We start from the raw sequence: 26,615 nt of genomic DNA on the forward strand, positions 1-26,615 counted from the left end.
GAGGCGGCTACTGGCGATGACTCACGGCATTCGTACGGACACGCATCCCCCCTACCTCGACGGCGACCGCGGTCTGCGGGACACCGCCATCCGATACGCCCTCCTTCCTTTGCGGATCTTCCTCGGCGTCACCTTCATCTACGCCGGCCTGGACAAACTGACCGACAGCGCCTTCCTGAAATCCGGCGGCTCCGGCTCCATCGGGGACACCATGCGCGCGGTCCGTGACTCCGCGGCCATCCCGGCCCTGGTCGACCTGGCCCTGAAGAACCCCGTCGGGTTCGGCACCGCGATCGCCATCGGCGAGCTCGCCGTCGGCCTCGGCACCCTGTTCGGCCTGCTGGCCCGCCTGGCCGCGCTCGGCGGCGCGCTGATCTCGCTCAGCCTCTGGCTGACGGTGAGCTGGTCCTCGTCCCCGTACTACTACGGCAACGACCTCGCCTACCTGATGGCCTGGCTGCCCCTGGTCCTCGCGGGCGCCCCCTATCTCTCCCTGGACGCGATGCTCCATGCCCGACGCCGACACCGGTCCGCGCGGGCCTCTGTGGGCCTCTAGCTCTCATCCCCCGGGTGCGCGGCGGCGCCTGCGTATCGCCCGGGTCAGGGACGCGGTCACGCCTGCCAGGAAGAGGCCGGCCACCATCAGGGGGACGGCCGCGAACCAGTCGGTCCGCCACAGGCCCGCCGCGTCCCCGGCGTAGGCGATGCCCGTCGCCGTCAGGAAGACCCCGGCGATCAGCCGTCCGGGCTGGAACTCATGCCGCAGCACGGCTCACCTCCACCTGTCCCGCGCCGACCTGGAGATCCAGGTCGAGCGTGCCCGCGTTCTTCGTGCCGCTCGTCGGCGGCAGTGTCACGTCCTTGTGCCTGCCCGGCTCCACGTCCACGTCCTTCTTGTCGTCACCGGGCAACTGGATGTCACCCACCCCCACATCGATGCTCATCCGCACGGTCACGTCCGCCGGCACCACGATCCTCAGCCGGCCCGCGCCCACCTCGGCCGCCGTCGACACCGTCCGCCCCTCGGCGACGCGTATGTGTGTCAGATCCAGGGTGGCCACGCCCGTCCCGAGGTCGTACGAGGGCGACACCTCGGCCGCCGTGGCCGGTGTCCAGCTCACGCGCGTCCAGTGGGTGCTGATGTCGGACGGCATGGCCGTCGCCCCCGTGAGGAGCGCCGCCGTGACCAGCGCCAGGAACAGCGAGCCTGCCCCGGTGCGCCCCAGGAACGAGCTGACCGCCGTACCCAGGCCGAACACGATCAGCGCACAGGCCAGACCGGTCTGCAGGCTGGTGCCCAGCGGGTGTGTGTCCCAGGTCAGGCCCGTGCCCAGGCCGCCCGCCAGCAGGGCCAGCAGGAAGATCCAGCCGCCGATCCAGTGCGGCCCGCGCGGCTTCGGGGGCGCGCTGCGCCGGGCGTGCAGGTCCTGGGCGTGGACCCACGGGGTGCTCAGACGGAAGTCGAGTCCGGGGGCCCGGGCCTCCCGGCCGCGGGCTTCGGAGGGGCCCCACAGATAGCCGGTGCCCCCGACATGCGTGCCGTCCTTGACGATCGGGTCGCGCCACCACGAGGGGAAGGTGACCGATATCGGCGGCGCCTGGGCCTCGGGCGGGGCGTCGGCGACGGCCTGGGCGGCCAGCGGGTCGGGATCGGGGGCGCCGCGCCGCCGCGACCAGTACCCGGCGCCGGCCAGCAGCAGGGAGAGGACGACGGCGAACGCCAGCACCTGGCCGTTCCCGATCATGGTCAGCAGTACTCCGCAGCCGACCAGCGCGAACAGCACGGCCGCCAGGGCCTGCCCGTCGACCCGGCCGGTCAGCAGCTTGCGGACCTCGTTCTCCTCCTCGTCCTCGTACGGCACGAAGAGCCAGGCGAAGCCGTAGAAGAGGAGGCCGATGCCGCCGGTCGCGGCCAGCACGGCGAGGGTGATGCGGAAGATCACGGGGTCCAGGTCGGTGTGGCGGCCGAGCCCCGCGCACACGCCCGCGATCATCTTGTGCCGGCGGTCGCGCCGGAACCGCGGGGACGCCTCGTCGACCGCACCCGCTCCGGCGCCGGTGGCTTCGGCTCCCGTCGCGGTCGCTTCCGCCGCGGCGGGCGCGGCATCCGACGGCCCGGTGCCCTGGGCGGGCCGCGGGCCGGGGCCGGGTCCCGGACCCGTCGCGGCGTGCTCGTGATCAGTCATGAGTCAATGGTGACGGCCGCGCCGCCGCAGCGGCAGTCGGGATGACCCTGGCCGAACCCTGAAATCTGCCCCGAGGCCGTCCCGGGAAGCGTTCGAACCGGACCTCGGCGGCGGAATCCGGGGCCCGCCGCGGGGAAATCCGAAGATCAGGGGAGTATCGGGGGTCGACCCTGATGCTCCGCAACTCCGGGCGTGTGAACATCGATGGCATGCCGGAAGCCGCAGCAGTGCCCCTCGACGACCCGCGGCCGCCGCGCAAGCTCTACCGCAGCAGCGACGGCCGCTGGCTCGGCGGAGTGGCGCGGGGCCTCGCCGGGCATCTCGGGCTGCCCGTCGTCTGGGTGCGGCTCGCCTTCGTCGGCCTGTTCATGGCCAACGGGCTCGGCGCGCTGCTGTACGCCGCGTTCTGGTTCTTCGTGCCCCTCGGCGTCGGCGGGGTCGGCGGCCAGAAGCCGCCCTCCCTGGTCGCCACGGAGACCTCGGCGGACGGCCGCCGCAGACTCGTCGCCCGGAAACCGGACAAGGGCCAGATCGCCGCGCTGCTCCTCATGGTCGTCGTGTCCATGGTGTTCGTGGGCAGTGTCAACCTGACCAGCGGCGCCAAGGCGTATCTCCTTCCCATGGTCCTGGTCGCCGCCGGTGTCGCCCTCGTCTGGCGCCAGGCGGACAACGCCCGCCGGGCCCGCTGGGTCGAGGTCGGCAGCCGGCGCCGTACGCTCTCGCTGCTGCGCGCGGGCTTCGGTGTCCTGCTCGTGGCCACGGGCGTCTCGGGTGTCTTCGTCATGCAGGGCTCCACCGCGCACATCGGCGCGGTGCTCCAGGCCGCGCTCGCCGTGGTCGTCGGCATCACGCTGCTCGCCGGGCCGTATCTCGTCCGGATGACCCAGGACCTCTCCGAGGAGCGGCTGATGCGCATCCGCGCCCAGGAGCGCGCCGAGGTCGCGGCCCATGTCCACGACTCCGTGCTGCACACCCTGACCCTGATCCAGCGCAACGCGGAGAACGCGAACGAGGTGCGGCGCCTCGCCCGTGCCCAGGAGCGCGACCTGCGCACCTGGCTCTACAAACCCGAGGGAACCGGCAAGGACGAGGCCGACGAGCCCGCCACCCTCGCCGACGCGGTCCGGCGCAACGCGGCGGAGGTGGAGGACAAGCACGGCGTCCCCATCGAGGTCGTGGTGGTCGGGGACTGCCCGCTCGACGAAGGGACGGGCGCGCAGATGCAGGCCGCGCGCGAGGCGATGGTCAACGCCGCCAAGTACGGTGGCGAGGGCGGTGCCGTCCAGGTCTACGCCGAGGTCGAGGGCAGGACGGTCTTCGTGTCCGTGCGTGACCGCGGTCCCGGCTTCGATCTCGATTCGATACCCGTCGACCGCATGGGCGTCAGAGAATCGATCATCGGCCGCATGGAGCGTCACGGCGGCACGGCACGGCTGCGGTCCGTACCGGGCGGCGGCACGGAGGTCGAGCTGGAGATGGAGAGGGTGGAGAAGACGTCATGAGCGACGCGACCGAGGCGAACGGCCCGGCGGAAGGCACCGAGAAGGCCGGGCGTCGGGTGCGTGTGGTCCTCGTCGACGACCACCGGATGTTCCGTACGGGCGTCCAGGCCGAGATCGGCCAGACCGAGCAGACCGGCGTCGAGGTGGTCGGCGAGGCCGCCGATGTCGACCAGGCGGTCACGGTGATCACCGCGACCCGGCCCGAGGTGGTCCTCCTCGATGTGCACCTGCCGGGCGGCGGCGGGGTCGAGGTACTGCGCCGGTGCGCCCCGTTGATGGCGGACGCCGAGCAGCCGGTGCGTTTCCTCGCGCTGTCCGTGTCGGACGCGGCGGAGGACGTGATCGGCGTGATCCGGGGCGGTGCCCGCGGCTACGTCACCAAGACGATCACCGGCACCGACCTGGTCGACTCGATCTTCCGCGTCCAGGAGGGCGACGCCGTCTTCTCCCCGCGGCTCGCCGGGTTCGTCCTGGACGCCTTCGCCTCCACCGACGCCCCGCCGGTCGACGAGGACCTCGACCGCCTCACCCAGCGCGAGCGCGAGGTCCTGCGTCTCATCGCGCGCGGCTACGCCTACAAGGAGATCGCCAAACAGCTGTTCATCTCCGTGAAGACGGTCGAGTCCCATGTGTCGGCGGTCCTGCGGAAGCTGCAGCTGTCCAACCGGCACGAGCTGACCCGGTGGGCGACCGCGCGGCGCCTGGTCTGAGGCCGCGCAGGGCGCCGCGTGAGGCTGCTCAGACGACCCGCGTCGCCCCCGCGAACGGCATCTCGTCGATGGGGGCGATCCGCACCGGGGCCGACGGGTTCGGGGCGTGGATCATCTGGCCGTTGCCGATGTAGATGCCGACGTGGCTGACGCCCGAGTAGAAGAACACCAGGTCGCCCGGCTGGAGTTCGGAGCGGGAGACGCGGTGGCCGGCGTCGATCTGGGCGTAGGTGGTGCGGGGGATCGAGACACCGGCGGAGCGGTAGGCGGCCTGGGCGAGGCCCGAGCAGTCGAAGGCGTCGGGGCCGGTCGCGCCCCACACATAGGGGCTGCCGAGCTTGGAGTAGGCGTAGGCCACGGCGGCCGCGGCACGGGAGTCGGGGGCGGCGACGTCGCCGGCGGACAGCGGGACGCGGCCGTCCGAGGCCGAGCGCGAGGCGCGCGAGGACGTGCCGTCCGCCGTGACCGCCGCCTGCTGCTGCGGCGACAGCCGGTCCAGCAGCTTCCGGGCCTCGCCGAGCTTGCCGTTGATGATGTCCTTCTGCCGCCTCAGCTCGGCCTGCCGGGACCGCAGCGACGTCAGCTCGACATGTGCCGCGCCCCGCAACTGCTCGATCTCCCGCAGTTGTTGCCGTACCCGGGCCACCGCACCGGCCTGCCGGTCGGCGGCCCGTTCGGCGAAGGCGGCGTCGTCGAGGTACCGGTCGGGATCGCTGGACAGCGCCAGTTGCCAGGCCGGGTCGATCCCGCCGGCGCGGTACTGCGCGGCCGCTGTCGAACCGAGGGCGTCCCGCGCGGAGTTGAGGTCTTCCTGCTTGCGGGCCGTCTGGTCCTGCAGTGACTTCAGCCGCCGCTGGGCCGTATCGGCCCTGTCCTTCGCGCCGTCGTACTTCTGGGTGGCCGCCTCGGCGTCCTGGTACAGCCGGTCCACCTCGGCCTTCACCTGCGCCGGTGTCAGCTGCGGCTCGGCGTTTCCGGTTCCTTCGAAGGCCGTCGCGGTGGCCGCGCCCGCCAGGGCGAGGGTGGCGGCCGTGCGGGCCGTACCGCCGCTGAGCGAGCGCTGTCGGGGCTTGCGGTGCGCTGCCACCTGGACTGTCCCGTCCTTTCGTACGACCGCCGTGTCGTCCGTACGAACGCCAGGGGGAGCACACGTACGGCCGCGGGGATGCGGATTGCGCGTCCGGCGGCGGCCCGCACAGGGGGAGCGGACCGCCGCCGGACCTTCTCGGCGGTGGTGTCCGACTGCCGCCCCTGGCCCGGGCGGCGGTGGGGAGTCGGGCACCTGGGGGAGGACGCTAGGCCCGGTTGTGTCGGCTTGGTAACGCGATGCGCGGAATTGGCGTGACCAGATCGTTACCTGACGGTAAGCGACCGGGATTCCGGTCCGGAGCCGTCGGCTTCACGAGGCGTGCTGACCGAAGCGGCGGTTCCGGGACACAGGAAGCGCACGGGGTGCTATGGGGTGCATATATGCGGCCCCCCGGAGGCGTGCGGCCGCGGGCACGAAGGGAGGGGCCGGTGCCCGGCGCCCCAGGGGGGCCTGATTAGGCTCCGCACCCATGGACGTACTCATCCATCTCTTCGTCGGCCTGCACATCATCGGCATCGCCGCACTCCTCGGCGGCTTCCTCACCCAGATGAAGGCGATGGGCCAGGGCACGGCCCGGTTCGTCCCCGGGATGCTGCACGGCGCGTTCACCATGCTCGCCACGGGCGTGATCCTGGTCGGCCTCAACGAGGCGAACGGCCATCACGTCAACACCATCAAGATCGGCGTGAAGCTCGCGCTGCTGATCGTCATCCTCGGCCTCGTCTACGTGAAGCGCGACGACGAGAAGGTGGAGAAGGGTGCCTTCGGGCTGGTGGGCCTGCTGACCATGGCGAACATCTTCATCGCCGTACTGTGGACGTGACGGTCACCGTGGACGTGACGGTCACAGAGCCTTCCTGAGCGCGGGGCGGGCGACCCCCGCCGCTCCCGCGGCCACCGCCAGCCATGCCAGCAGCGCGACCCACACCAGCACCCGCCCCGGCCGGCTCAGCCACGGGATGCCCACGGCGGCCGCGACGGACAGCGTCGCCGTCGCCGTCATCCCCAGCGGGAACACCGTCGCCCAGCGGCGCACGTCGTACCGCAGCCGGGGCCGCGCCACCTCCGCGGCCAGCAGGACGACGCACCAGGCCAGGTCCAGGACCAGCAGCGCCACCGTCACCGTGCGCAGCACACCGCGGTCGTCGTCGTTCCACAGGTAGAGCCGCGCACTGTCGGCCGCCAGCAGCTTCGCCCCGGCGAGCGCGGAGATCGCGAGCGCGCCACCCGCGATCCACTGGTCGCCGGGCCCCTCGGCGACCTGCCGCCAGTCGAACCGGGGCACGGCGAGCCCGTAGAACGCCAGCCCCAGCCAGAACAGCACCAGCGACAGATGCGCGAGCCACGCCGTGGTCAGAGCCGCCGCCAGCACCGCGCCCAGCACGGTGAGCCCCTGCGTGGCCACGCAGCCCAGGAATACCGCCCCCGGCATCCGCTCCTTCCAGTGCCGTACGACGAGGACGAGCAACGGCGGCCACAGCACCGTCGACAGCGCCAGCAGGGCCTCGGCGAGGGTCTGCCGGCCGAGCAGCGAGAACCGCGTCCCCAGCACCGTCGTAGCCGCTACGGCGGTGAGCGCGCCCGGTGTCCTCGCCTCCGTCACCCAGCGCCGCCGGTCGAGTGCCAACCGTGCGACGAAGTCCGCGGCCAGCCCGATCCAGGCCGCGCAGGCCAGCACCAGCATGACCCGGGACAGGATCTCCGCCCCCGCCAGATGCAGCGCCACGGACACGATCCCGGTGGCCATCACGGCGGCCCCGGCCGCCGGCTCACGCTGGGCCCACCAGACGCGGAGGGGTGAAATGCCGGACATGTTCCCGATGCTAAGGAGCGCGGACCGGGGTGCGGGCGGGGCACGCGCGCGTGGAGCACGAAAACCGCGCGGGCGCGGGATGGGGGCGGGGGCGCTCACATCCTCAGTGCGCGCCCCCGCCCGGTACCTCAAGCAGACGGGACAGGCTCAGGCCGGTCGCACCACACTGTGGATGATCGACTCGCCCCCGTAGTAGATCGACTCCTCCCGGACGTACGCGCCGGGCTTCGGGGCGTGGATCATCATGCCGTTGCCGATGTAGATACCGACGTGGCTGACGTCGTCGTAGAAGAAGACCAGGTCGCCGGGCTGGGCGTCGGCGAGGGAGACGGTGGTGCCGGCGTTCACCTGGTCGTACGTGGTGCGCGGCAGGGAGACACCCGCGGCCTTCCAGGCGGCCTGGGAGAGGCCGGAGCAGTCGTAGGAGCCGGGGCCGGTCGCACCCCACACGTACGGCTTGCCGATCTGCGCGCGGGCGAAGGCGATCGCCTTGGCGGCCTTCGTGGCGTACGCGGAGGAGGACGAGGAGGACGAGGAGGACGAGGAGCCGCTGGAGGACGACGTCGAGGACGACGACGTGTCCTGCTTGGCGGCGGCCGCGGCCGCCGCCTGCTGCTTCGCGAGTTCCGCCGCCTTGCGGGCCGCCGCCTCCTGCTGCTGCTTCTCGATCTCCGCGAGCCGGGCCTTCTCCTGGGCCGTCAGCTGCGACAGCAGCTCCCGCGCGGAGGCCAGCTTCGTCTGGACGGTGGTCTTGGCGGTCTTGAGTTCGTCCTGCGTCTCGGTGAGCGTCTCGAGGCTCTTGGCGGCCTCCTGCCGCTTCTTCATGGTCGCGGACTGCTGTGTGGCGTAGTCGTCGACCGCGCCCTTCTGGCGCGAGGTCAGCCGGTGCATCAGCTGCGACTGGTCGAAGTAGTCCTGCGGATCGTTCGCGAGCAGGAAGGTCGCCGTCTGGGGGACCTCGGTCCCGGTCCGGTACTGGGCCGCGGCGAACGATCCCAGTTCCTCACGTGCCTTGTTCAGCCGGTCCGTGCGCTTGGCGACGTCGTCCAGCAGGGTGTCGACCTGCTTGCGCTGGGTACCGGTCTTCTCCTTGGCCGCGTCGTACTTCTCGGTCGCCGACTCGGCCTGCCGGTAGAGGGCGTCGACCTTCTTCTCGACCTCCTCCAGGCTCGGCTTGCCGTCCTCGGAGGGCGCGGCGTTGGCCGTCTGGGAGAGCAGGGCCACGGAGGTGAGGGCGGCGGTGGCCAGGGCGGGGGTGCGTATGCCTGCTACGCGCGTTGCTGAGGGACGGGACTTGCGGTGCGACGCCAACGGAGGCGACTCCTTCCATGTTCCGCCTACCGAGTTAGCTGTCGGGTTCGGGCGGGTGCTTCGGAAGGGTTGCCCTACGGTCCGTTCCCCGGTGGGAAGTCGGGACCGATTCACCCCAAGGTCGGTGTGGGTCCCCGGCTCCGGCGGCGCGGCGGCGCACCGGACTCGGCGGAGGCCGTACGGCCCGGCGACGTTCGCCGGTGGGTGTCGTACGGCCTGCCCGGCACGCTAGCCAACTCGTGTGGCCCGTGTGAAGGTTGATGTGCGATATGCCCGATACATTTTCGTGACCTTTGTGTTGCGACCCGATCCGCTCGGTCGATCAAGGAGTATATGGCGCGACTTGTCCGGAATGGTTGAGCGGCCGGTGGCCCGGCGGACGGTTGCGGGGGTGCCCGCGGCGCGTGATCGCCAACCGTGACGGGGTGATTCTGGTGGGTGACCGGAGTGAATTCTCGGGGCGGCGGCCGGTTGTCGGTGGGGCGCCCTAGACTCGGAGAGCGATGAGCAGCCTCTTTGACGACAGCTTCCTGGCGAACCTCCAGCCCCCGCGCGGCCGCGAGGAGGAACCCCCGCCGCCGCCCGAGGACGAGCACGTACCGGAGCCGATTCCGGACGATCTGTTCGGCGGGAAGTTCGACGTGCCCCCGGACCGGGACGCCTACTACCGCGACGGCGCCGCCCGCCCGGCCCTGGACCCGGCCGCGCTCCTGGAGGGGCTCAACGACAACCAGCGGGCGGCCGTCGTGCACGCCGGCTCCCCGCTGCTCATCGTGGCCGGCGCCGGTTCCGGCAAGACGCGCGTGCTCACCCACCGCATCGCCCACCTCCTCGGCGAGCGCCATGTGCACCCGGGCCAGATCCTCGCGATCACCTTCACCAACAAGGCCGCGGGCGAGATGAAGGAGCGCGTCGAGCAGCTCGTCGGCCCGCGCGCGAACGCGATGTGGGTGATGACCTTCCACAGCGCGTGCGTGCGGATCCTGCGCAGGGAGAGCAAGAAGCTCGGCTTCACCTCCTCTTTCTCGATCTACGACGCGGCCGACTCGAAGCGGCTGATGGCCCTGGTCTGCCGCGACCTGGACCTCGACCCGAAGCGCTTCCCGCCGAAGTCCTTCAGCGCCAAGATCAGCAACCTCAAGAACGAGCTGATCGACGAGGAGGACTTCGCCGCCCAGGCGAGCGACGGTTTCGAGAAGACCCTCGCCCAGGCCTACGCGCTCTACCAGTCGCGGCTGCGCGAGGCGAACGCCCTCGACTTCGACGACCTGATCATGACGACGGTCAACCTGCTGCGCGCCTTCCCGGACGTCGCCGAGCACTACCACCGACGCTTCCGGCACGTCCTGGTCGACGAGTACCAGGACACCAACCACGCCCAGTACGCGCTGGTGCGCGAGCTGGTGGGCACCGGTGACCGCGGCGAGGCCGAGCCGCCCGCCGAGCACGACCTCCAGCCCGCCGAGCTCTGCGTGGTCGGTGACGCCGACCAGTCGATCTACGCCTTCCGGGGTGCGACGATCCGCAACATCCTCCAGTTCGAGGAGGACTACCCGAACGCGACGACGATCCTCCTGGAGCAGAACTACCGCTCCACGCAGACGATCCTGTCCGCCGCCAACGCGGTCATCGAGCGCAACGAGTCCCGCCGCCCCAAGAACCTGTGGACCAACGCGGGCGCGGGCGCGCAGATCACCGGTTACGTCGCCGACACCGAGCACGACGAGGCGCAGTTCGTCGCCGACGAGATAGACCGGCTGACGGACGCGGGCGAGGCGAAGGCGGGCGATGTCGCCGTCTTCTACCGCACCAACGCCCAGTCCCGTGTCTTCGAGGAGATCTTCATCCGCGTCGGCCTGCCCTACAAGGTCGTCGGCGGTGTGCGCTTCTACGAGCGCAAGGAGGTCCGGGACGTCCTGGCCTACCTCCGCGTCCTCGCCAACCCCGAGGACTCGGTGCCGCTGCGCCGCATCCTCAACGTCCCCAAGCGCGGCATCGGCGACCGTGCGGAGGCGATGATCGACGCGCTCTCCCAGCGCGAGAAGATCAGCTTCCCGCAGGCGCTCAAGCGCGTCGACGAGGCGTACGGCATGGCCGCGCGGTCGACGAACGCGGTCAAGCGGTTCAACACGCTGATGGAGGACCTCCGTACGATCGTCGAGTCGGGCGCCGGACCGGCCACCGTGCTCGAAGCCGTCCTCGAACGCACCGGCTACCTCGCCGAGTTGCAGGCCTCCACGGACCCGCAGGACGAGACCCGGATCGAGAACCTCCAGGAACTCGCCGCCGTGGCCCTGGAGTTCGAGCAGGAGTCCGGCGAGGGCGAGACACCGACCGGACTCGCCGCCTTCCTGGAGCGGGTGGCCCTGGTCGCCGACTCCGACCAGATCCCCGACGACGACGAGAACGGCGACGGCGTCATCACCCTGATGACCCTGCACACCGCCAAGGGCCTCGAGTTCCCGGTGGTCTTCCTGACCGGCATGGAGGACGGCGTCTTCCCGCACATGCGCGCCCTCGGCCAGACCAAGGAACTGGAGGAGGAGCGGCGCCTCGCGTACGTGGGCATCACGCGCGCGCGGGAGCGGCTGTACCTCACCCGGTCGTCGATGCGCAGCGCCTGGGGCCAGCCGTCGTACAACCCGCCCTCGCGCTTCCTGGAGGAGATCCCGGGCGCGTATCTGGAGTGGAAGCGGACGGGGGCGATGGCGCCGGTGTCCTCCGGGCCCGCGTCGGGCGTGGCCGCCTCGCTCTCCTCGTCCCGCTCGCGCTCCTCGGCGTCGGGCGCGTCCGGGTTCGCCACCCGGCGGACCTCGGAGAAGCCGACAGTCTCGCTGGCCGTCGGCGACCGGGTCACCCACGACCAGTTCGGCCTCGGCACGGTCGTCGCGGTGAAGGGCACCGGCGGGAACGAGGAGGCGACGATCGACTTCGGGGACAGCAAGCCGAAGCGGCTGCTGCTGCGGTACGCGCCGGTCGAGAAGCTGTAGCCGCAGACGAACGAGCCCCGCTTCCGGGAAGCGGGGCTCATCGATCGGATCGGGATCAGGTCGGGATCAGGTCGGGTCGAGCCCGTGGCTCCGCAGCCACGGCAGCGGGTCTATCGCGGCGCCACCGGCCGGCCGTACCTCGAAGTGCAGATGCGGGCCGGTCGAGTTGCCCGAGTTGCCGGAGTACGCGATCGGATCGCCGGCCTTGACGGTCGTACCGGCGGCGACCCGGTACGACGAGAGGTGGCAGTACCACGTCTCCGTGCCGTCCTTCGCCGTCACGATCATCATGTTGCCGTAGGCGCTGTTCCACTTGGTGGAGACGACGCCGTCGGTCGCGGCCATGACCGTCGTGCCGTAGGAGACGGGGAAGTCGATGCCCGTGTGGACGGACATCCAGTTCACGCCGGCCTGGCCGAAGTAGGCGCTGAGGCCCTTCTGCGTGACCGGGAGGACGTACTTGGGGCGCAGCCGCTCCTTGCGGGCCGCCTCCGCCGCCGCCTTCTTCTTCTCGGCCTCCTGCTGGGCCTTGAGGTCGATGCGCTCCTGCGTGCGGCTGGCCCGGTCGGCGAAGTCGTCGGCGCCCGCCGAGAGCGTCCTCAGCTGGGCGTCCAGCTTGCTGTTGGCGGTGGACGGTTTCACCGACTGCGCGTCGGAGGCCGACGCCGTCGTGTCCTTGCCGTCGTCGCTGAACGTGCCGACCGAGGCGGCCGCGATTCCGGCGACCCCCATCACACACGCGGAGGGCACGGCGACCGTCAGCAGCGCGGAGCGCTTGGGGGGCGTACGACGGCGGGAACGCGCCCCCGCGCGGGAGCCGGCGCGTGTCGCCGGGACCGCCGTGGCCGGGGTGACCTCTTCCTGGTCCTCCAGCAGTGGCGTTACTGCAGGTAGCTCACCGGTCGCGGTCGACTCCCCCTGGTCCGGGAAGTCCTCCGCGAACTCCTCGTAGGGGAGCTGCTCGAACGTCTGGGTCGCCGGAGCGTCGAAGGAGCCGTCGGCCTGTGCCCCGTGCTCGTGCTCGGGCTCGGCGGGCTGCGCCGGGGTGCCGTCGGAGTTCCACTGCGTGGCGTCGTACGCGCCGGTGTCGAAGGCCTGGGTGCCCCACTGCCACTGCTGGGTCGCGCCGTTCATCGCCGACTGGTCGGGCTGGAGCCAGGCGTTCGCGTCCCACTCCCCGCTGACGTCGGCGGCCGTGCCCTGCGCCGGGACGGTCCAGGCGGTGCTGTCGTAGGCACCGGAGTCGTAGGCGGCGTGGTGCTGGGCCGCGTACGGGTCGTAGTTCAGCGTGTGGTGGCCGGTCGTCTGCCACTGCGTGGTGTCGTACGCGCCGGTGGTCTGGCCCCCGCCCGGCAGGTTGCCGAAGAGCGGGTCACTGTGGAACGCGGCGCCCGTAGCGGCGTGGTCGCCGTACGTGGTGAAGTCGCCGTACTGGGCTTCCTGGGTGCCGTACGGCGCGTAGTGCGCCGGGTCGGCGTCGGAGGCCGGAGCCGGGGTGGTCATGGTCCCCGACGGGTGACGGTCGTTCACCAACTTCTCTTTCGCCTCGACAACAGGGGCTGCCAGAGCAGTGCGGCGACTGTACCCGGCGGTATGCGGGCGCGACAATCTTCAACAGGTTTCGCGGTTTCGGGAAACGGGCATTCACCCGTCTTTCGGGGGACGGCGGGCGCGGGTTTGGCCTTGTGTTCGAGAAGTGTTCGATGAGCCGGTGGTCCAAGTCGGCGTCGCCGGGCGGTCATTGCCCGCCCGAACCGACCCGAATGCCCGGCTCATCCGGCTCATCCGGTTCGCCGTCAGGCCACCGTCAGACCGCCCGCCATCTGCTCCTCCGGGTGCACCTCGTCGAGTGCCTGCCGTATTCCGGTCGCGATCGCCGGGTGGACGGGCAGGGCGAGATGCCCGATCCCGGTCACGCGCACGTTCGTCGCCATGAGGTCCGGGTGGTCGATACAGGCCGTCTCCACCGGGTCCATCAGCGAGTCGAGATCGCTCCAGAAACTGACGAACCGGGTACGGCAGCCGGGCGCGGGCCGGGTCAGCTCCTCGATCACCTCCGAACCGGGGCGCATCTGGCGCACGATCGGGTGCGCGTCCGCGAGCGGCACGACCCGGGTGCCCGAGTGCGGGGAGCCGAGCGTCACCAGGGTGCGGACGCGGAGGTCACCGCCGAGGCGCTGGACGTAGTAGCGCGCGATCAGCCCGCCGAGGCTGTGCCCGACGATGTCGACCCGGCGGCTGCCGGTGCGCTCGCAGATCTCCTCTATGTGCCGGCCGAGCAGTTCGGCGGCGGTGCGGATGTCGCAGGTCAGCGGCGAGTAGTTGAGCGACTCGACGCGCTGGCCGGCGTGCTGGGCGAGGGTGCGGCGCAGCAGGACGAAGACCGAGCGGTTGTCGATGAAGCCGTGCAGCAGCACGACCGGCGGGGCCGTGCGGACCGGCAGCCGGTCGGTGCCGTCCTGCCGTGCGGGCGGTACGGGGGAGCGGCGCTCCGGAGTGAGACCGGTCGGGTAGAGCAGCAGATGCCCGGCGAGGACGGCCGCCTCCAGGGCGGTCGACTTCAGCAGGGCCAGTGAGAGACCGGCGAGTCTGCTGGGGAGGAGACGACGGCAGAGCGGGAGAAAGGGCTCCAGTACCTCGGTGGCCTTCATCGGCCGACCTCCTGTCGGCGCGCGAAGGACTCCTCTGTCCCCCGCGTGCTCTCATGGGAGGCCGAGCGGAGGTGGCGGGGGTACGACGACGGGCCGCGTTGCCTGCCCCTGGTGCCCCCGCGGACCACGCTGCGGCTCCCTGACGTGTCTCACTGCGGGTGATTTACCCCTCGGTAACCTCCGTGAAACTGCCGGTTGCGGGATGCTGGAGACAACGTTCGTTCACTTCGGGCGGGTGGCGGCTCGCGGCAGACGTGCGGTACTCGTCGGTGCGGATGGATGTCGGCGCGTTCGTTTCATGGTCATGGAGGCAGCGATGGGTGTGGCAGCCGGTCCGATCCGTGTGGTGGTGGCCAAACCGGGGCTCGACGGCCATGACCGCGGGGCCAAGGTCATCGCGCGGGCGCTGCGCGACGCGGGCATGGAGGTCATCTACACCGGGCTCCACCAGACGCCGGAGCAGATCGTCGACACGGCCATCCAGGAGGACGCCGACGCGATCGGCCTCTCCATCCTCTCCGGCGCCCACAACACCCTGTTCGCCGCGGTCATCGACCTCCTCAGGGAGCGTGACGCCGAGGACATCCTCGTCTTCGGCGGCGGCATCATCCCCGAGGACGACATCGCCCCCCTCAAGGAGAAGGGCGTCGCCGCGATCTTCACGCCGGGCGCGACGACGGCGTCGATCGTGGAGTGGGTACGGGAGAACGTCCGGGAGCCGACGGGGGCGTAGGCCGCGGATGCGGTAGGCCGACATCGGTGGTTTCGGTGCGTGGGGAACTGCGCGCCGGTGGGGGCTGGTCGCGCAGTTCCTCGCGCTCCTTTGGGGCGCGCTTCAGTCAAGGGGCGCTTGACTGTTCGGTGGGAACAGTTCCTCCAGCATCGCCGCACGCAGTCTCAATGTCGTCACCAGGCGCTGGAACGCCTCCGCCCAGTAGCCGCCGGCACCCGGTGACGCGTCCTCCCGTTCGTCCGGTGTCGCCAGCAGGCCGTCCAGGCGGGACGCCTCGGCCGGATCGAGGCAGCGCTCGGCCAGCCCCATCACCCCGCTGAAGCTCCAGGGATAACTCCCCGCGTCCCGCGCGATGTCGAGAGCGTCCACCACGGACCGGCCGAGCGCCTCGGACCACGGGACGGCGCACACGCCCAGCAACTGGAACGCCTCCGACAGACCGTGCGCCGCGATGAAGCCGGCCACCCAGCCAGCCCGTTCCCCGCCCTCCAGCGTGCCCAGCAGCTTGGCCCGCTCGGCGAGGGACACGGCCCCCGGACCGCCCGCCTCCGGTGCCGCCGGAACCCCGAGCAGCGCCCTCGCCCACTCGGCGTCCCGCTGCCGTACGGCGGCCCGGCACCAGGCCGCGTGCAACTCGCCCTGCCAGCCGTCCGCCACCGGCAACGCCACGATCTCCCGGGGGGTACGGCCGCCGAGCCGCGCCGACCAGGTGGTGAGCGGGGTCGCCTCCACCAACTGCCCCAGCCACCAGGACCGTTCGCCACGACCGCTCGGCGGCTTGGCCACGACCCCGTCGCGCTCCATGCCCGCGTCGCACTCCGGCGGCGCCTCCACCCCGATCACCGGCCCGTCCCCGGTGTGGTCGACCGCCACACACGCCCCGGCCCGCACCGCCATCCGCCCCGCCAGCGCCGAACCCGGCAGCGCGGACAGCAACTCCGCAGCCGTCGTCCGCACGTTGCGGCTGCGGTCGGACAGCGCCTGCTCCAGGAACGGCTCGTCCCCCGCGGCCAGCCCCGTGCGCAGCGAGTCGAGGAACATCAGCCGGTCCTCGGCCCGCTCGGTCGCCCAGGTCCCGGCCAGCAACTCGCGCGCCGCCTCGGGCGTACGGGCGCGCAGCGCGCCCAGCAACGCGACCCGTTCGGCGAACAACCCCTCCTGCCACACCTGCCGTACCGCCTCGGCGTCCTCGGGATCGGGCAGGGCCGTACCGCCTCCCGGGGCCGCGCGCAGGACGAACCGCCAGTCCTGGTTGAGCCGGGCCAGCCACAGGGCGCGCGGTCCGGCGAAGGCCAGCGCGGCGGGCCGCAGGTCGGTACGGCCGCGAGCCGCGTCCAGCAGTGCGGGCAGCGCCTGGGGAGGCGCGGCGTACCCGTGCGCGTTGGCCGTCGCCAGCCACTGCGGCAACAGCTCCATCAGGTCGGGCGAGGTGCCCCGGCGGCCGCCGGTCCCGGTGCCGGGGCGGTCGGACAGCAGCATCGTCAGCCGGCGCGCCGCCGCGGCGGGCAGCGCGGGACGCGGGTCCTCGGGGGCGGGTTCGGGGCGGCGCGCGGCCGGTGCCGGACGCAGCCCGGCCCGCCGGCGTACGGCCGTCACGGCCGCCTCGTCCAACAGGGTTACCGGAGCCTCGCGGCCGGACCCGCCGGTCGCGTACGGGCGCCGGTCCGTGCCCAGCAGCGCCGTGGTGACAAGGTCCTCCCAAGCGGTCACGGGGTTCCCTTTCTGTAGTGCCGACGCGTCGGCCCGGGCGCCGGGCGGGTTCGCTGGGGTGGCACGGGTGCCGGCCGGTCGATGTGGTTCGGTTCGGCTGTTGGGCGGTTTTTTGTAGCCGCCTCGGATGTCGGTCGGGTCAGCACAGCGGTACCGCCTCGCCCGTCCCCTCCGGCCAGGCCGTCAGCGGGGTGAAGCCGTGGTGGCCGCACTCGCCGAAGACCGTGACCGGGGCGCCGCCGGAGAGCGCGACCAGCCGCCACAGGCCCGGCCTGGAACGGGCGACCGGAGACAGCGGCAACGCGAACTCGGTTTCCGCGTCGGCCAGTTGCCAGGAGTCGCCGTCCGGGACGGGCACGACCCGGCCCAGCGTCACCGGTACCGACTCCAGCCACGGGTCCTCGCGCAGGGCCTCCCCGTACCGGGCCGCCGCCTGTGCCGTCGGCACGCCGGGCGGCCGTATCGAGAGGGGCGCGGGCGCCGCGAACCGCTCGCCCAGGGCCGCCCGGTGCCGGCCCGCGCCGGGGTAGGCGGAGAGCTCCGCCCCCAGGGCGAGACCGACCGGCAGCGCCAGCTCGGGGGCGCGGCCCGCCGCGCCGTAGGACAGGAGCAGTGCCGTACGGCCCGAGTCGGCGCCGTGCAGCCAGATCCGGCGGGTCGTCAGCTTCGCGTCCACCGTGTCGTACTGCGCGAGGACCAGCCAGCGGTCGCGCACCGGCGGGCCGTCCGCCGACGCGGGCAGGCCGATGCGGGAGCGGACCGTGGCCGCGAGGCCCTCCGGGAGCCGGTCGCGGTGCAGCCAGCCCTGGTCGAGGAGGTGCAGCAGCGCGCACTCCTCCAGCAGCCGCACCGGCCAGCCCGGGCCGGAGGCCGGTATCGCCCCCAACTCCCGCACCCTGGTGGCCAGTCCGGGGGCCTGGGCGTCGACCATGCGGGCCGCCGTCTCCTCCCACAACCCGTACCCCGACTGCTCGGCCCCGGCCAGGCCGCCGCGCAGCAGGTCGGTCAGGCGCTGCTCCAGCTCCGTGGCGCCCGCCGTGACCCGCTCGGCCCGCTTCTCCGCCCGCCGCCGGGCCGCCTCGGGGTCAGCGGCGGCGGAACTCCCGCCACCCGCCGGTCGTTCCTCCCCCGCACGCTTGCGCCGGCCCGCGATCCACTGCTCCGCCCAGTCCGGCGCCTGCTCCACCGTCGGCACCGCGTCGTCCCCGCCGGCCCACAGCAGGAGCAGCCCGAGGGCGTGCTTGCAGGGGAACTTCCGGCTCGGACAACTGCACTTGTACGCGGGCCCGGCCGGGTCCGCGATGTCCACGATCGTCTGGTACGGCTTGCTGCCGCTGCCCTTGCACAGTCCCCATACCGTCCCCTCCTCTACCGTCCCCTCCTCTACCGTCCCCTCCTCGCAACTCCCCGCCCCGGACCACGGCCCGGCCGCTCCGAGTTTGCTTCCCGCTTTGCGTGACGCGGCGTCAGGCGCCAGTGCCAGCACCTGGTCCGCACTCCAGCGCACCCCCTGCTGAGTCATGCCATCGAAGGTAGATCCCGCCACTGACAATCGCCCCGACGGCAGCGTTTGTGCAGGTCAGAGCGATTGTCAGTGGCGTGGTGCACGGTGGACACCAGATCCGAACCGGCCGAGCTGGAGGGGGCCTCAGCCATGACTGTGTCCGTGGAACCGACCGACCCGACGACCACCGAGAGCGCGCTGCGACCGCACGCCGAGCACGCCTTCGCCGACGAGCTCGCGGCACTGGCCGCACAGGACGACCGGCCGCGCCCGGCCCGCTGGAAGCTGTCGCCGTGGGCGGTGGCCACCTATCTCCTCGGCGGCGTACTGCCGGACGGCACGGTGATCACCCCGAAGTACGTCGGCCCGCGCCGCATCGTCGAGGTCGCCGTCACCACCCTCGCCACCGACCGCGCCCTGCTCCTGCTCGGCGTGCCCGGCACCGCCAAGACCTGGGTCTCCGAGCACCTCGCCGCCGCCGTCAGCGGCGACTCGACCCTGCTGGTGCAGGGCACGGCCGGCACCCCGGAGGAGGCGATCCGCTACGGCTGGAACTACGCCCAGCTGCTGGCCCACGGCCCGAGCCGGGACGCCCTCGTGCCCAGCCCGGTCATGCGGGCCATGGCGGAGGGCATGACGGCGAGAGTCGAGGAGCTGACCCGGATCCCGGCCGACGTCCAGGACACGCTGATCACGATCCTGTCCGAGAAGACCCTGCCGATCCCGGAGCTCGGCCAGGAGGTGCAGGCGGTCCGCGGCTTCAACCTGATCGCCACCGCCAACGACCGCGACCGGGGTGTCAACGACCTGTCCAGCGCCCTGCGCCGCCGCTTCAACACCGTCGTGCTGCCGCTGCCGGAGAGCCCCGACGCCGAGGTCGAGATCGTCGCGCGCCGTGTCGACCAGCTCGGCCGCTCCCTGGACCTGCCCGCCGTGCCCGACGGCATCGCGGAGATCCGCCGGGTCGTGACCGTCTTCCGCGAGCTGCGCGACGGCATCACCGCCGACGGCCGCACCAAGCTGAAGTCGCCGAGCGGCACGCTCTCCACGGCCGAGGCGATCTCCGTCGTCACCAACGGCCTCGCCCTGGCCGCCCACTTCGGGGACGGCGTGCTCCGGGCCGGCGATGTCGCGGCCGGCATCCTCGGCGCGGTCGTCCGCGACCCGGCCGCCGACCGGGTCATCTGGCAGGAGTACCTGGAGACGGTCGTCCGCGAGCGGGACGACTGGAAGGACTTCTACCGTGCCTGCCGGGAGGTGAGCGCATGACCGACTCCGCATGGGAGCGGACCGGGCCGCTGCTCCTGGGGGTACGGCACCACGGGCCCGGCTCCGCGCGGGCGGTGCGGGCCGCCCTGGACGCCGCCCGGCCGAGGGCCGTGCTGATCGAGGGGCCGCCCGAGGCCGACGCGCTGATCCCGCTGGCCGCCGACCCGGAGATGCGGCCACCGGTCGCACTCCTCGCGCACGCGGTGGACGAGCCCGGCCGCTCGGCGTTCTGGCCGCTGGCCGACTTCAGCCCCGAGTGGGTGGCCGTCCGCTGGGCTCTGGAGCACGAGGTCCCGGCCCGCTTCATCGACCTGCCGGCCACCCACACCCTGGCCTGGGGGAGGGAAGAGGACACCGCGGCCGACGGCGACGAGGCGGGAGCGGACGGGGCGGAGGCGGATGAGGCGGGAGCGGATGGAGCAGCGGGCGGGGCCGGCGGGCCCGACGCCGAGCGGCTGATGCGTGTCGACCCCCTCGCCGCCCTCGCCGAGGCCGCCGGTTACGACGATCCCGAGCGCTGGTGGGAGGACGTCGTCGAGCACCGGGACGCGGCCGGCGAGCGGGACGTGTTCGCGCCCTTCGCCGCGGTCGAGGAGGCGATGGGCGCGCTGCGGGAGACGTACGGGGCCGGAGGGCGCGACCGGGATCCCGTGCGGGAGGCGCACATGCGACTCCGGCTGCGAGCCGCGCAGCGGGAGTTCGGAGAAGCGGTCGCGGTGGTGTGCGGGGCGTGGCATGTGCCGGCGCTGCGCGCGAAGAGCAGCGTCGCGGCCGACAAGGAGCTGCTGAAAGGGCTGCCCAAGGTCAGGACGGACATGACCTGGGTGCCGTGGACCAACCGGCGGCTGGCCCGGGCGAGCGGCTACGGCGCGGGCATCGACTCGCCTGGCTGGTACGGGCACCTGTTCCGGGCCCCGGACCGGCCGGTGGAACGGTGGCTCACCAGGGTCGCCGGACTGCTCCGCGAGGAGGACCGGATCGTGTCCTCCGCCCATGTGATCGAGGCGGTACGGCTGGCCGAGACCCTCGCGGTGATGCGCGGCCGCCCGCTGCCCGGCCTGGGCGAGACGACGGACGCGGTGCGGGCGGTGCTGTGCGAGGGTTCGGACGTTCCGCTGGCGCTGGTGCACGACCGGCTGGTGGTCGGGGACGTGCTGGGGGAGGTGCCGGAAGCGGCGCCCGCGGTGCCGTTGCAGCGGGACCTGGCCCGGGAGCAGCGCCGGCTCCGGCTCAAGCCCGAGGCGCTGGAGCGGGAGTTGGAGCTCGACCTGCGCAAGGAGACCGACGCCGGGCGCAGCCGGCTGCTGCACCGGCTGCGGCTGCTCGGCGTCGGCTGGGGGGAGCCGGCCGAGTCACGGGGCAGCACGGGGACGTTCCGGGAGACCTGGCGGCTGCGCTGGGAGCCGGAGTTGTCGGTGCGGGTGGCCGAGGCCGGGGTGTGGGGGACCACCGTGGAGGGCGCGGCGACCGCCAGGGCGGAGGCCGACGCGGTGCAGGCGAGGGCCCTCGCCGAGGTCACCGCGCTCGCCGAGCACTGTCTGCTCGCCGGTCTGCCCGAGGCACTGCCGGTGGTGATGCGGGCGCTCGCCGACCGGGCCGCGCTGGACACGGACGTCGGCCATCTCGCCCAGGCACTCCCGGCCCTGGTCCGTTCCCTGCGCTACGGCGATGTACGGGGCACCGACACCGGGGCGCTCGCCGAGGTCGCCGCGGGCCTCGCCGAACGGGTCTTCGTCGGACTCCCGCCGGTCTGTGCCGCCCTCGACGCGGACGCGGCGGAGGAGATGCGGGGCCATGTGGACGCGGTGCACACGGCGGTGGGGTTGCTCGGCGAGACCGGGAGCGTGGCCGGGAGCGAGACAGCGGCCGGGACCGCGCAGGGGTCCGAATCCGGCCACCGTGACCTGCGCCGCCGCTGGCGGGCCGTGCTGCGCACCCTCTCCGGGCGGGACACCGTGCCCGGGGTGCTGCGCGGGCGGGCCGTGCGGATTCTGCTGGACGAGGGGGAGCTGGGGCCACCGGAGGCGGCCCGGCTGATGGGGCTGGTGCTCTCGCCGGGGACCCCGCCGGCGGACGCGGCCGCCTGGATCGAGGGGTTCGTCGGGGGGAACGGCGGGGGCGGGATGCTGCTCGTGCACGACGAGCGGCTGCTCGCCCTGGTCGACACCTGGCTGACCGGGGTGCCGGCGGACGCGTTCACGGACGTACTGCCGCTGCTGCGGCGGACGTTCTCGGCGTACGAGCCGGGGGTGCGCAGAACGCTCGGCGAACTGGTGTGCCGGGGACCGGGGGAGCGGACCCAGGGACCCGGACAGGCCGCCGCGATACCGGGCTTCGGCGCCGAAGCGGACACCGAGCGCGCCGACGCCGTGCTGCCGGTGCTGCGGCTGCTGCTCGGCCTCGGCGAGACGAAAGATGAGACGAAGGACGACACGAATCCGGACAACGACCTTGTGGGGGCCGGGAGATGACGACGGACGCGACGGACATCGGCAGCGGGACCGGAATCGGAACCGGAACCGGTGACCCCGCGCGGGAGCGGCTGCGGCGGTGGCGGCTGGTGCTCGGGGGCGAGGCCGCCGACGGGACCGGGTGCGCGCTGACGGGGCGGGACGCGGCGATGGACGGGACGCTGGCCGCGCTGTACGGGAAGGGGGACAGACCGCAGTCGGGGCGGGACCGTTCGGCGGGGCTGGGGGCGTCGGCGCCGTCGGTGGCACGCTGGCTCGGGGACATCCGGACGTACTTCCCGTCCTCCGTCGTCCAGGTCATGCAGCGCGACGCCATCGACCGGCTCGGGCTGGCCGCGCTGCTGCTCGAACCCGAGATGCTGGAGGCCGTGGAGGCCGATGTGCACCTGGTCGGCACGCTGCTCTCGCTCAACAAGGCGATGCCGGAGACGACGAAGGAGACCGCACGGGCGGTCGTGCGCAAGGTCGTCGAGGACCTGGAGAAGCGGCTGGCCACCCGTACCCGGGCCACCCTCACCGGCGCCCTCGACCGCAGTGCCCGCATCAACCGGCCGCGCCACCACGACATCGACTGGAACCGCACCATCGCGGCCAACCTCAAGCACTACCTGCCCGAGTACCGCACGATCGTGCCGGAGCGGCTCATCGGGTACGGGCGGGCTTCGCAGTCGGTGAAGAAGGAGGTCGTCCTCTGCATCGACCAGTCCGGGTCGATGGCGGCGTCGGTGGTGTACGCGTCGGTGTTCGGGGCGGTGCTGGCGTCCATGCGGTCGATCGACACCCGGCTCGTCGTGTTCGACACGGCGGTGGTCGACCTCACCGACCAGCTCGACGACCCGGTGGACGTATTGTTCGGCACCCAGCTCGGCGGCGGTACGGACATCAACCGGGCACTGGCGTACTGCCAGGCGCAGATCACCCGGCCGGCCGAGACCGTGGTCGTCCTCATCAGCGACCTCTACGAGGGCGGGATACGGAACGAGATGCTCAAGCGGGTGGCGGCGATGAAGGCGTCGGGGGTGCAGTTCGTGGCGCTGCTCGCGCTGTCGGACGAGGGGGCGCCGGCGTACGACCGGGAGCACGCGGCCGCACTCGCGGCACTGGGAGCACCGGCGTTCGCGTGCACGCCCGATCTGTTCCCCGAGGTGATGGCGGCGGCGATCGAGAAACGGCCGATTCCGGTGCCTGAGAGTGCCTGAACCGGCCAGATCAGGAGGGTGACTTGTCGACTCAGTGATACCCGGCGGCAGGCGTCAAAACGGACATGACTACCCATCGGTAACGGGGGGCTTGCGCAACCTCGGGAGTCCCGTGCAAGGATCGAAGTCTCCACTGGTCTTTCACCGGCCTTCACGCCGCTGGGCCACCTCTGCTCCGTTCCGCCGCACGGGAGGATCCTCCCCGTCTTGACCTCGCCAGCAGTTCTGTCCGGTGCCGCCGTGCGCGTGTTGCGTACGGCGACGGGACGGCGTGCGCTGCAACTGGCGCTGCTGGTCGGCGGACTGCTCGCGCTCGGCTTCCTGTGCGGGGAGCAGGCGCAGGCGGCCGAAGGGGTGTCCTCGACACCGTCGTTGACGTCGGTCGTGACCCAGAACGTGCCGCTGCGGGACGTACTGGCGCCGCACCACAAGGCCAAGCAGCAGCCGCACAGGGCGACAGCGACGCGGAAGCCCGTCACCGAGGCCGTGCCCGTGGTTCCGGTGGTCGACAAGGCGCTTGAGGTTCCCAAGCTTCCCAAGGTGCGCACGGTCGTCCGTTCCGTGACGGAGACGGTGACCTCGACCGTGACCCGGACGCTCGGCGAGACCGTGCAGCAGGTGTCGGAGCTGCCGGTGCAGCTGCCCGTGCTGCCCGCCGCGCCGGTGGTGCAGCTGCCGGAGCTGCCGATCGTCTCCGAGCTGCCGGGCGGGTTGCTCCCCGCGCCGGTCACCTCGGCGCCTCGCCCCGGGCAGCCGCAGCCGCCGGTCACGCACGACGCCGGGCAGGACAAGGCCCGTACGAAGGCAGCGGCGACCGCCGCCGTGTCGTACGGGCCGCGGATCACCGTTGTGACCCGTGCTTCGGACCGGGCGCTGCGTGCCGCCGCCCACCGTGCCGTGCGCACCGTCGACGCGCCCACCCGTCCCGCGCCCACCGGAGACCCGGACGGCGCGCTGGGCAAGTCGGCGGCCGACGGCACCGCCTCGCGACACGGTGACGTGTACGCCGTGACCTTCGTCGACCGGGCGCCGCTGAGGCTCGCGCCCGGTGTCGCCGCGCGTGCGGACGCGGCCGGAACCCGGGACCGGTTCCGGGACATCCCCGTCTTCCCCGGCTAGGACCGGCGACCCCCTTCCCCGCCCCAGACCTGTCGCGCGGGGGCGGAACAGGTCTGCCCGTCCGTCCGGACCCCCCTGAGGATCCCCTTCCCCGGATCCCCCTTCGCATCTTCCGGACGGCGATGTCCCCAGCCGCGCTTCCGGCACCGCCGGAGGCTCTCCCGGCTCCGTGTCCGCGTCCCGAACGCACCGGAGCACCGAAGGATCTGACGCACGCATGAACAAGAACATCCGCCGCTCCATCGTCATAGCCGCCGGAGTGACCGGCGCGTGGGCGCTCGGCTCGGCCGCGGCCAGCGCCGACGAACTGCCCGCCGCGACCGTCTCCGCATCGGACGCCACCGACAGCCTGACCGGCACTCTCACCGACACGGTCGACGGCGTCGTGTCCGACGTCACCGGCACCGGCACCGTCACCTCGACGGTCGCGGACACGACAGCGAAGGCGACGACCACCGTGCACGACACCCAGCAGTCGACCGGGACCTCGACCGGCACCGCCGACCAGGCCCGGCACACCGCGGCCGCCAGGATCAGGGGCGGCCAGGCCATCCAGGGCGCCCGGGCGGCCCGCGCGGCGAAGGCCGAGGCCGAGGCGGAGGCCGGTGCCGCGACCGTCACCGAGACCGCGACCGAGGTCCGGGCCCACGCGGGGCGCACCGCGCACACCGCCCACCACACGGCCGCCGAGGCCGTCACGGACGCCGCCTCCCCGGCCGTCCCCCGGGACGACATCGACTACCTCTTCGGCCCCCTCGCCTCCTTCGCCCCGGAGATCGAGCAGGCGCTGGCCGCCGCCCAGACCAAGCTCCAGGCGACCCAGGCGGCCGCCCGCACCCAGGCGCAGGGCGTCGACGGGGCCGTGCGCACGAAGGTGCGGAGCACGGTGGCCGGCGCGGGCCGTACCGCCGGTCCCGTCGTCGGCACGGCCGGCCGGGCGACGACCGCGGCCGGCGCGACCGTCGTCGGTGTTCCCGGGCATGTCACCGGGACGGTCGACGGGGTCGGGCAGCACGTGGTCGGCACGGTGCGGGCCGTGCCGGGGACGGTGACGCCGGTCGTCACCGGCACGGCCGCCGCGGTCGTTCCACCGGTGGCCGCCGACGCGGTGCACGGCGTGGTGCCGGTGGCCGGATCGGCGGTCGGGGGAGTGCGGGGCGCCGCCACCGGCGCCGTCGCCGGAGTCGTGCCGGTGGCCCAGGGCGCGGTCGGCGGTGTCGAGGGCGCCGCCACCGGCGCGGTCGCCGGAGTCGTGCCGGTGGCCCAGGGCGCGGTCGTCGGTGTCGAGGGCGCCGCCACCGGCGCGGTCGCCGGAGTCGTGCCGGTCGCCCGGGGCGCGGTCGTCGGTGTCGAGGGCACGGCCACCGGCGCCGTCGCCGCGGTGCTGCCGGTCGCCGAGGACGCGGTGACCGGCGTCCACGGCACCGCTACGGAGGCTGTGACCGGCGTCCATGGCACCGCTACGGAGGCTGTGACCGGCGTCCACGGCAGCGCTGCGGAGGCCGTGACCGGCGTCCATGGCAGCGCCACGGAGGCCGTGACCGGTGTTCAGGGTGTCGCCGTCGGTGTCGTCGGTGGTGTGTACCCGGCCGTCGCGGACGTGCCGCCGTACGCCACCGGGCTGACCGGAGAGGTCGCTCAGGACGCCGTCGGCGCCGTGCTGCCGCCCGTCGCCGCGACCGCCGTGCACGGGGTCGTGCCGGTCGCCGGGCAGGCCGTGGCGGACGCCCGGGCGCTGGCCCACGGCGTGGTGGGTGACGTCCGGCCGGTCGTGGGCGCCGTCCCGCCGCTCGCGTACGGGGTGACCGGTCAGGTGGCCACCTATGCGGAGGACCTGGCCGGGCCGGTCGTCGGCGGCGCCGAGGCGCTGGCCCACGGCGTGGTGAGCGACGTCCGGCCGGTCGTGGCGGCCGCCGCGCCGCTCGCGCAGGACGCGACCGGTACCCCGCTGGCCGCGCACGCGGTCACCGGCGTTCAGCAGCTCGCCGACTCCCTGACCCCGGAGTACGTCCACGGCCCGCAGGCCGCCAGGACCTACTCCGTCTGACTCCGAGGGGCGGCCGCGCCCGGACGACCGAACACCGTCGGTCCGTCCGGGCCGGAGCCCCACGGATCCGGCCGGTCGATCCCCATGGGACGGTGATCGCCGGCCAAGCCTCCAGGGCCGTTCCTTAAGGCCGGCCCTGAAGGCCTGAGGCCTCACCGGGCCAACCCCAGCCCGGTGAGGCCTCGCACTTCGTCCCCAAGGCATGCCAAGGCGGCACGCCGTGCCAGGAAATCCCGGGATACCCGGCATCATGTGACAGGTATCACCGCTCAGGTGTGACCCTCGATTTAGGGACCCCCTGCAAGCGGCG

General features: G+C 72.9%; 20 protein-coding genes and 1 riboswitch. Of the genes, 11 read left to right on the forward strand and 9 right to left on the reverse strand.

The window, feature by feature from the left end; all coding sequences use genetic code 11:
- Nucleotides 1–16: 16 nt before the first annotated feature.
- Nucleotides 17–556, forward strand: a complete 540-nt coding sequence (locus AB0D85_RS01620; RefSeq protein WP_362312292.1) for a DoxX family protein — start codon at nt 17–19, stop codon at nt 554–556.
- Nucleotides 557–559: 3 nt separating this feature from the next.
- Here AB0D85_RS01620 and AB0D85_RS01625 read toward each other — a convergent pair whose 3' ends face one another.
- Complete coding sequence (locus AB0D85_RS01625) at nt 560–769, reverse strand: hypothetical protein (RefSeq protein WP_362312294.1); 210 nt, start codon at nt 767–769, stop codon at nt 560–562.
- Entirely contained in the window at nt 756–2,186 is a 1,431-nt protein-coding gene (locus AB0D85_RS01630) for a PspC domain-containing protein (RefSeq protein WP_362312296.1), read from the reverse strand. Before AB0D85_RS01630 ends, AB0D85_RS01625 begins: the two co-directional genes overlap by 14 nt.
- 173 nt (nt 2,187–2,359) lie before the next feature.
- Between AB0D85_RS01630 and AB0D85_RS01635 the strand changes: the two genes are divergently transcribed.
- Both AB0D85_RS01635 and AB0D85_RS01640 read left to right on the forward strand, forming a co-directional pair.
- Entirely contained in the window at nt 2,360–3,688 is a 1,329-nt protein-coding gene (locus AB0D85_RS01635; RefSeq protein WP_362312298.1) for a PspC domain-containing protein, read from the forward strand.
- The gene (locus AB0D85_RS01640) at nt 3,685–4,398 is read left to right on the forward strand and encodes a response regulator transcription factor (protein ID WP_362312300.1); all 714 of its coding nucleotides are present in this window, start codon (nt 3,685–3,687) and stop codon (nt 4,396–4,398) included. The genes AB0D85_RS01635 and AB0D85_RS01640 overlap by 4 nt, the downstream gene beginning before the upstream one ends.
- A gap of 28 nt (nt 4,399–4,426) precedes the next feature.
- Here AB0D85_RS01640 and AB0D85_RS01645 read toward each other — a convergent pair whose 3' ends face one another.
- The gene (locus AB0D85_RS01645; RefSeq protein ID WP_362312302.1) at nt 4,427–5,485 is read right to left on the reverse strand and encodes an NlpC/P60 family protein; all 1,059 of its coding nucleotides are present in this window, start codon (nt 5,483–5,485) and stop codon (nt 4,427–4,429) included.
- Nucleotides 5,486–5,957: 472 nt separating this feature from the next.
- On the opposite strand from AB0D85_RS01645, the gene AB0D85_RS01650 reads away from it, so the two are divergent.
- Nucleotides 5,958–6,311 carry a hypothetical protein gene (locus AB0D85_RS01650; protein ID WP_362312304.1) on the forward strand — a complete coding sequence of 118 codons (354 nt, stop codon included), beginning with the start codon at nt 5,958–5,960 and terminating at the stop codon, nt 6,309–6,311.
- A gap of 21 nt (nt 6,312–6,332) precedes the next feature.
- On the opposite strand, the gene AB0D85_RS01655 is transcribed toward AB0D85_RS01650, so the two are convergent.
- Both AB0D85_RS01655 and AB0D85_RS01660 read right to left on the reverse strand, forming a co-directional pair.
- A complete protein-coding gene (locus tag AB0D85_RS01655; protein ID WP_362312306.1) occupies nt 6,333–7,301 on the reverse strand; it encodes a tellurite resistance/C4-dicarboxylate transporter family protein in 969 nt (322 codons plus the stop codon).
- 147 nt (nt 7,302–7,448) lie between these two features.
- Nucleotides 7,449–8,612, reverse strand: a complete 1,164-nt coding sequence (locus AB0D85_RS01660) for an NlpC/P60 family protein (protein ID WP_362312308.1) — start codon at nt 8,610–8,612, stop codon at nt 7,449–7,451.
- A gap of 8 nt (nt 8,613–8,620) precedes the next feature.
- A riboswitch (cyclic di-AMP (ydaO/yuaA leader) is annotated at nt 8,621–8,793 on the reverse strand.
- 322 nt (nt 8,794–9,115) lie between these two features.
- Here AB0D85_RS01660 and pcrA point away from each other — a divergent pair.
- Nucleotides 9,116–11,602, forward strand: a complete 2,487-nt coding sequence (pcrA, locus tag AB0D85_RS01665; RefSeq protein ID WP_362312310.1) for a DNA helicase PcrA — start codon at nt 9,116–9,118, stop codon at nt 11,600–11,602.
- A 66-nt stretch (nt 11,603–11,668) separates the two neighbouring features.
- Here pcrA and AB0D85_RS01670 read toward each other — a convergent pair whose 3' ends face one another.
- Together AB0D85_RS01670 and AB0D85_RS01675 are read right to left on the reverse strand one after the other, a co-directional pair.
- Entirely contained in the window at nt 11,669–13,132 is a 1,464-nt protein-coding gene (locus AB0D85_RS01670; protein ID WP_362312312.1) for a M23 family metallopeptidase, read from the reverse strand.
- Nucleotides 13,133–13,398: 266 nt separating this feature from the next.
- Nucleotides 13,399–14,253 (reverse strand): alpha/beta fold hydrolase, encoded by an 855-nt coding sequence (locus AB0D85_RS01675; protein WP_362312314.1) that lies wholly within the window; start codon nt 14,251–14,253, stop codon nt 13,399–13,401.
- Nucleotides 14,254–14,569: 316 nt separating this feature from the next.
- Here AB0D85_RS01675 and AB0D85_RS01680 point away from each other — a divergent pair, with 316 nt between their 5' ends.
- Nucleotides 14,570–14,986 (forward strand): cobalamin B12-binding domain-containing protein, encoded by a 417-nt coding sequence (locus AB0D85_RS01680; protein ID WP_362312316.1) that lies wholly within the window; start codon nt 14,570–14,572, stop codon nt 14,984–14,986.
- Between the two features lie 102 nt (nt 14,987–15,088).
- On the opposite strand, the gene AB0D85_RS01685 is transcribed toward AB0D85_RS01680, so the two are convergent.
- The gene (locus AB0D85_RS01685; RefSeq protein ID WP_362312318.1) at nt 15,089–16,696 is read right to left on the reverse strand and encodes a DUF5691 domain-containing protein; all 1,608 of its coding nucleotides are present in this window, start codon (nt 16,694–16,696) and stop codon (nt 15,089–15,091) included.
- Nucleotides 16,697–16,835: 139 nt separating this feature from the next.
- Nucleotides 16,836–18,218, reverse strand: coding sequence for an SWIM zinc finger family protein (locus tag AB0D85_RS01690; protein ID WP_362312320.1), 1,383 nt, complete (start codon nt 18,216–18,218; stop codon nt 16,836–16,838).
- A 132-nt stretch (nt 18,219–18,350) separates the two neighbouring features.
- Here AB0D85_RS01690 and AB0D85_RS01695 point away from each other — a divergent pair, with 132 nt between their 5' ends.
- The 5 genes from AB0D85_RS01695 (at nt 18,351) to AB0D85_RS01715 (ending at nt 26,305) form a co-directional block, all read left to right on the forward strand.
- The gene (locus tag AB0D85_RS01695) at nt 18,351–19,469 is read left to right on the forward strand and encodes an AAA family ATPase (RefSeq protein WP_362312322.1); all 1,119 of its coding nucleotides are present in this window, start codon (nt 18,351–18,353) and stop codon (nt 19,467–19,469) included.
- On the forward strand, nt 19,466–21,940 hold the full coding sequence (locus AB0D85_RS01700) for a DUF5682 family protein (protein WP_362312324.1): 2,475 nt from the start codon (nt 19,466–19,468) through the stop codon (nt 21,938–21,940). The genes AB0D85_RS01695 and AB0D85_RS01700 overlap by 4 nt, the downstream gene beginning before the upstream one ends.
- Complete coding sequence (locus AB0D85_RS01705; protein WP_362312326.1) at nt 21,937–23,139, forward strand: VWA domain-containing protein; 1,203 nt, start codon at nt 21,937–21,939, stop codon at nt 23,137–23,139. The genes AB0D85_RS01700 and AB0D85_RS01705 overlap by 4 nt, the downstream gene beginning before the upstream one ends.
- A 207-nt stretch (nt 23,140–23,346) precedes the next feature.
- Nucleotides 23,347–24,258, forward strand: coding sequence for a hypothetical protein (locus AB0D85_RS01710; RefSeq protein ID WP_362312328.1), 912 nt, complete (start codon nt 23,347–23,349; stop codon nt 24,256–24,258).
- A gap of 217 nt (nt 24,259–24,475) precedes the next feature.
- Entirely contained in the window at nt 24,476–26,305 is a 1,830-nt protein-coding gene (locus tag AB0D85_RS01715) for a hypothetical protein (RefSeq protein WP_362312330.1), read from the forward strand.
- Nucleotides 26,306–26,615: the final 310 nt, after the last annotated feature.

The organism is Streptomyces sp. NPDC048277 (genome assembly GCF_040652235.1).
GTDB lineage: Bacteria > Actinomycetota > Actinomycetes > Streptomycetales > Streptomycetaceae > Streptomyces.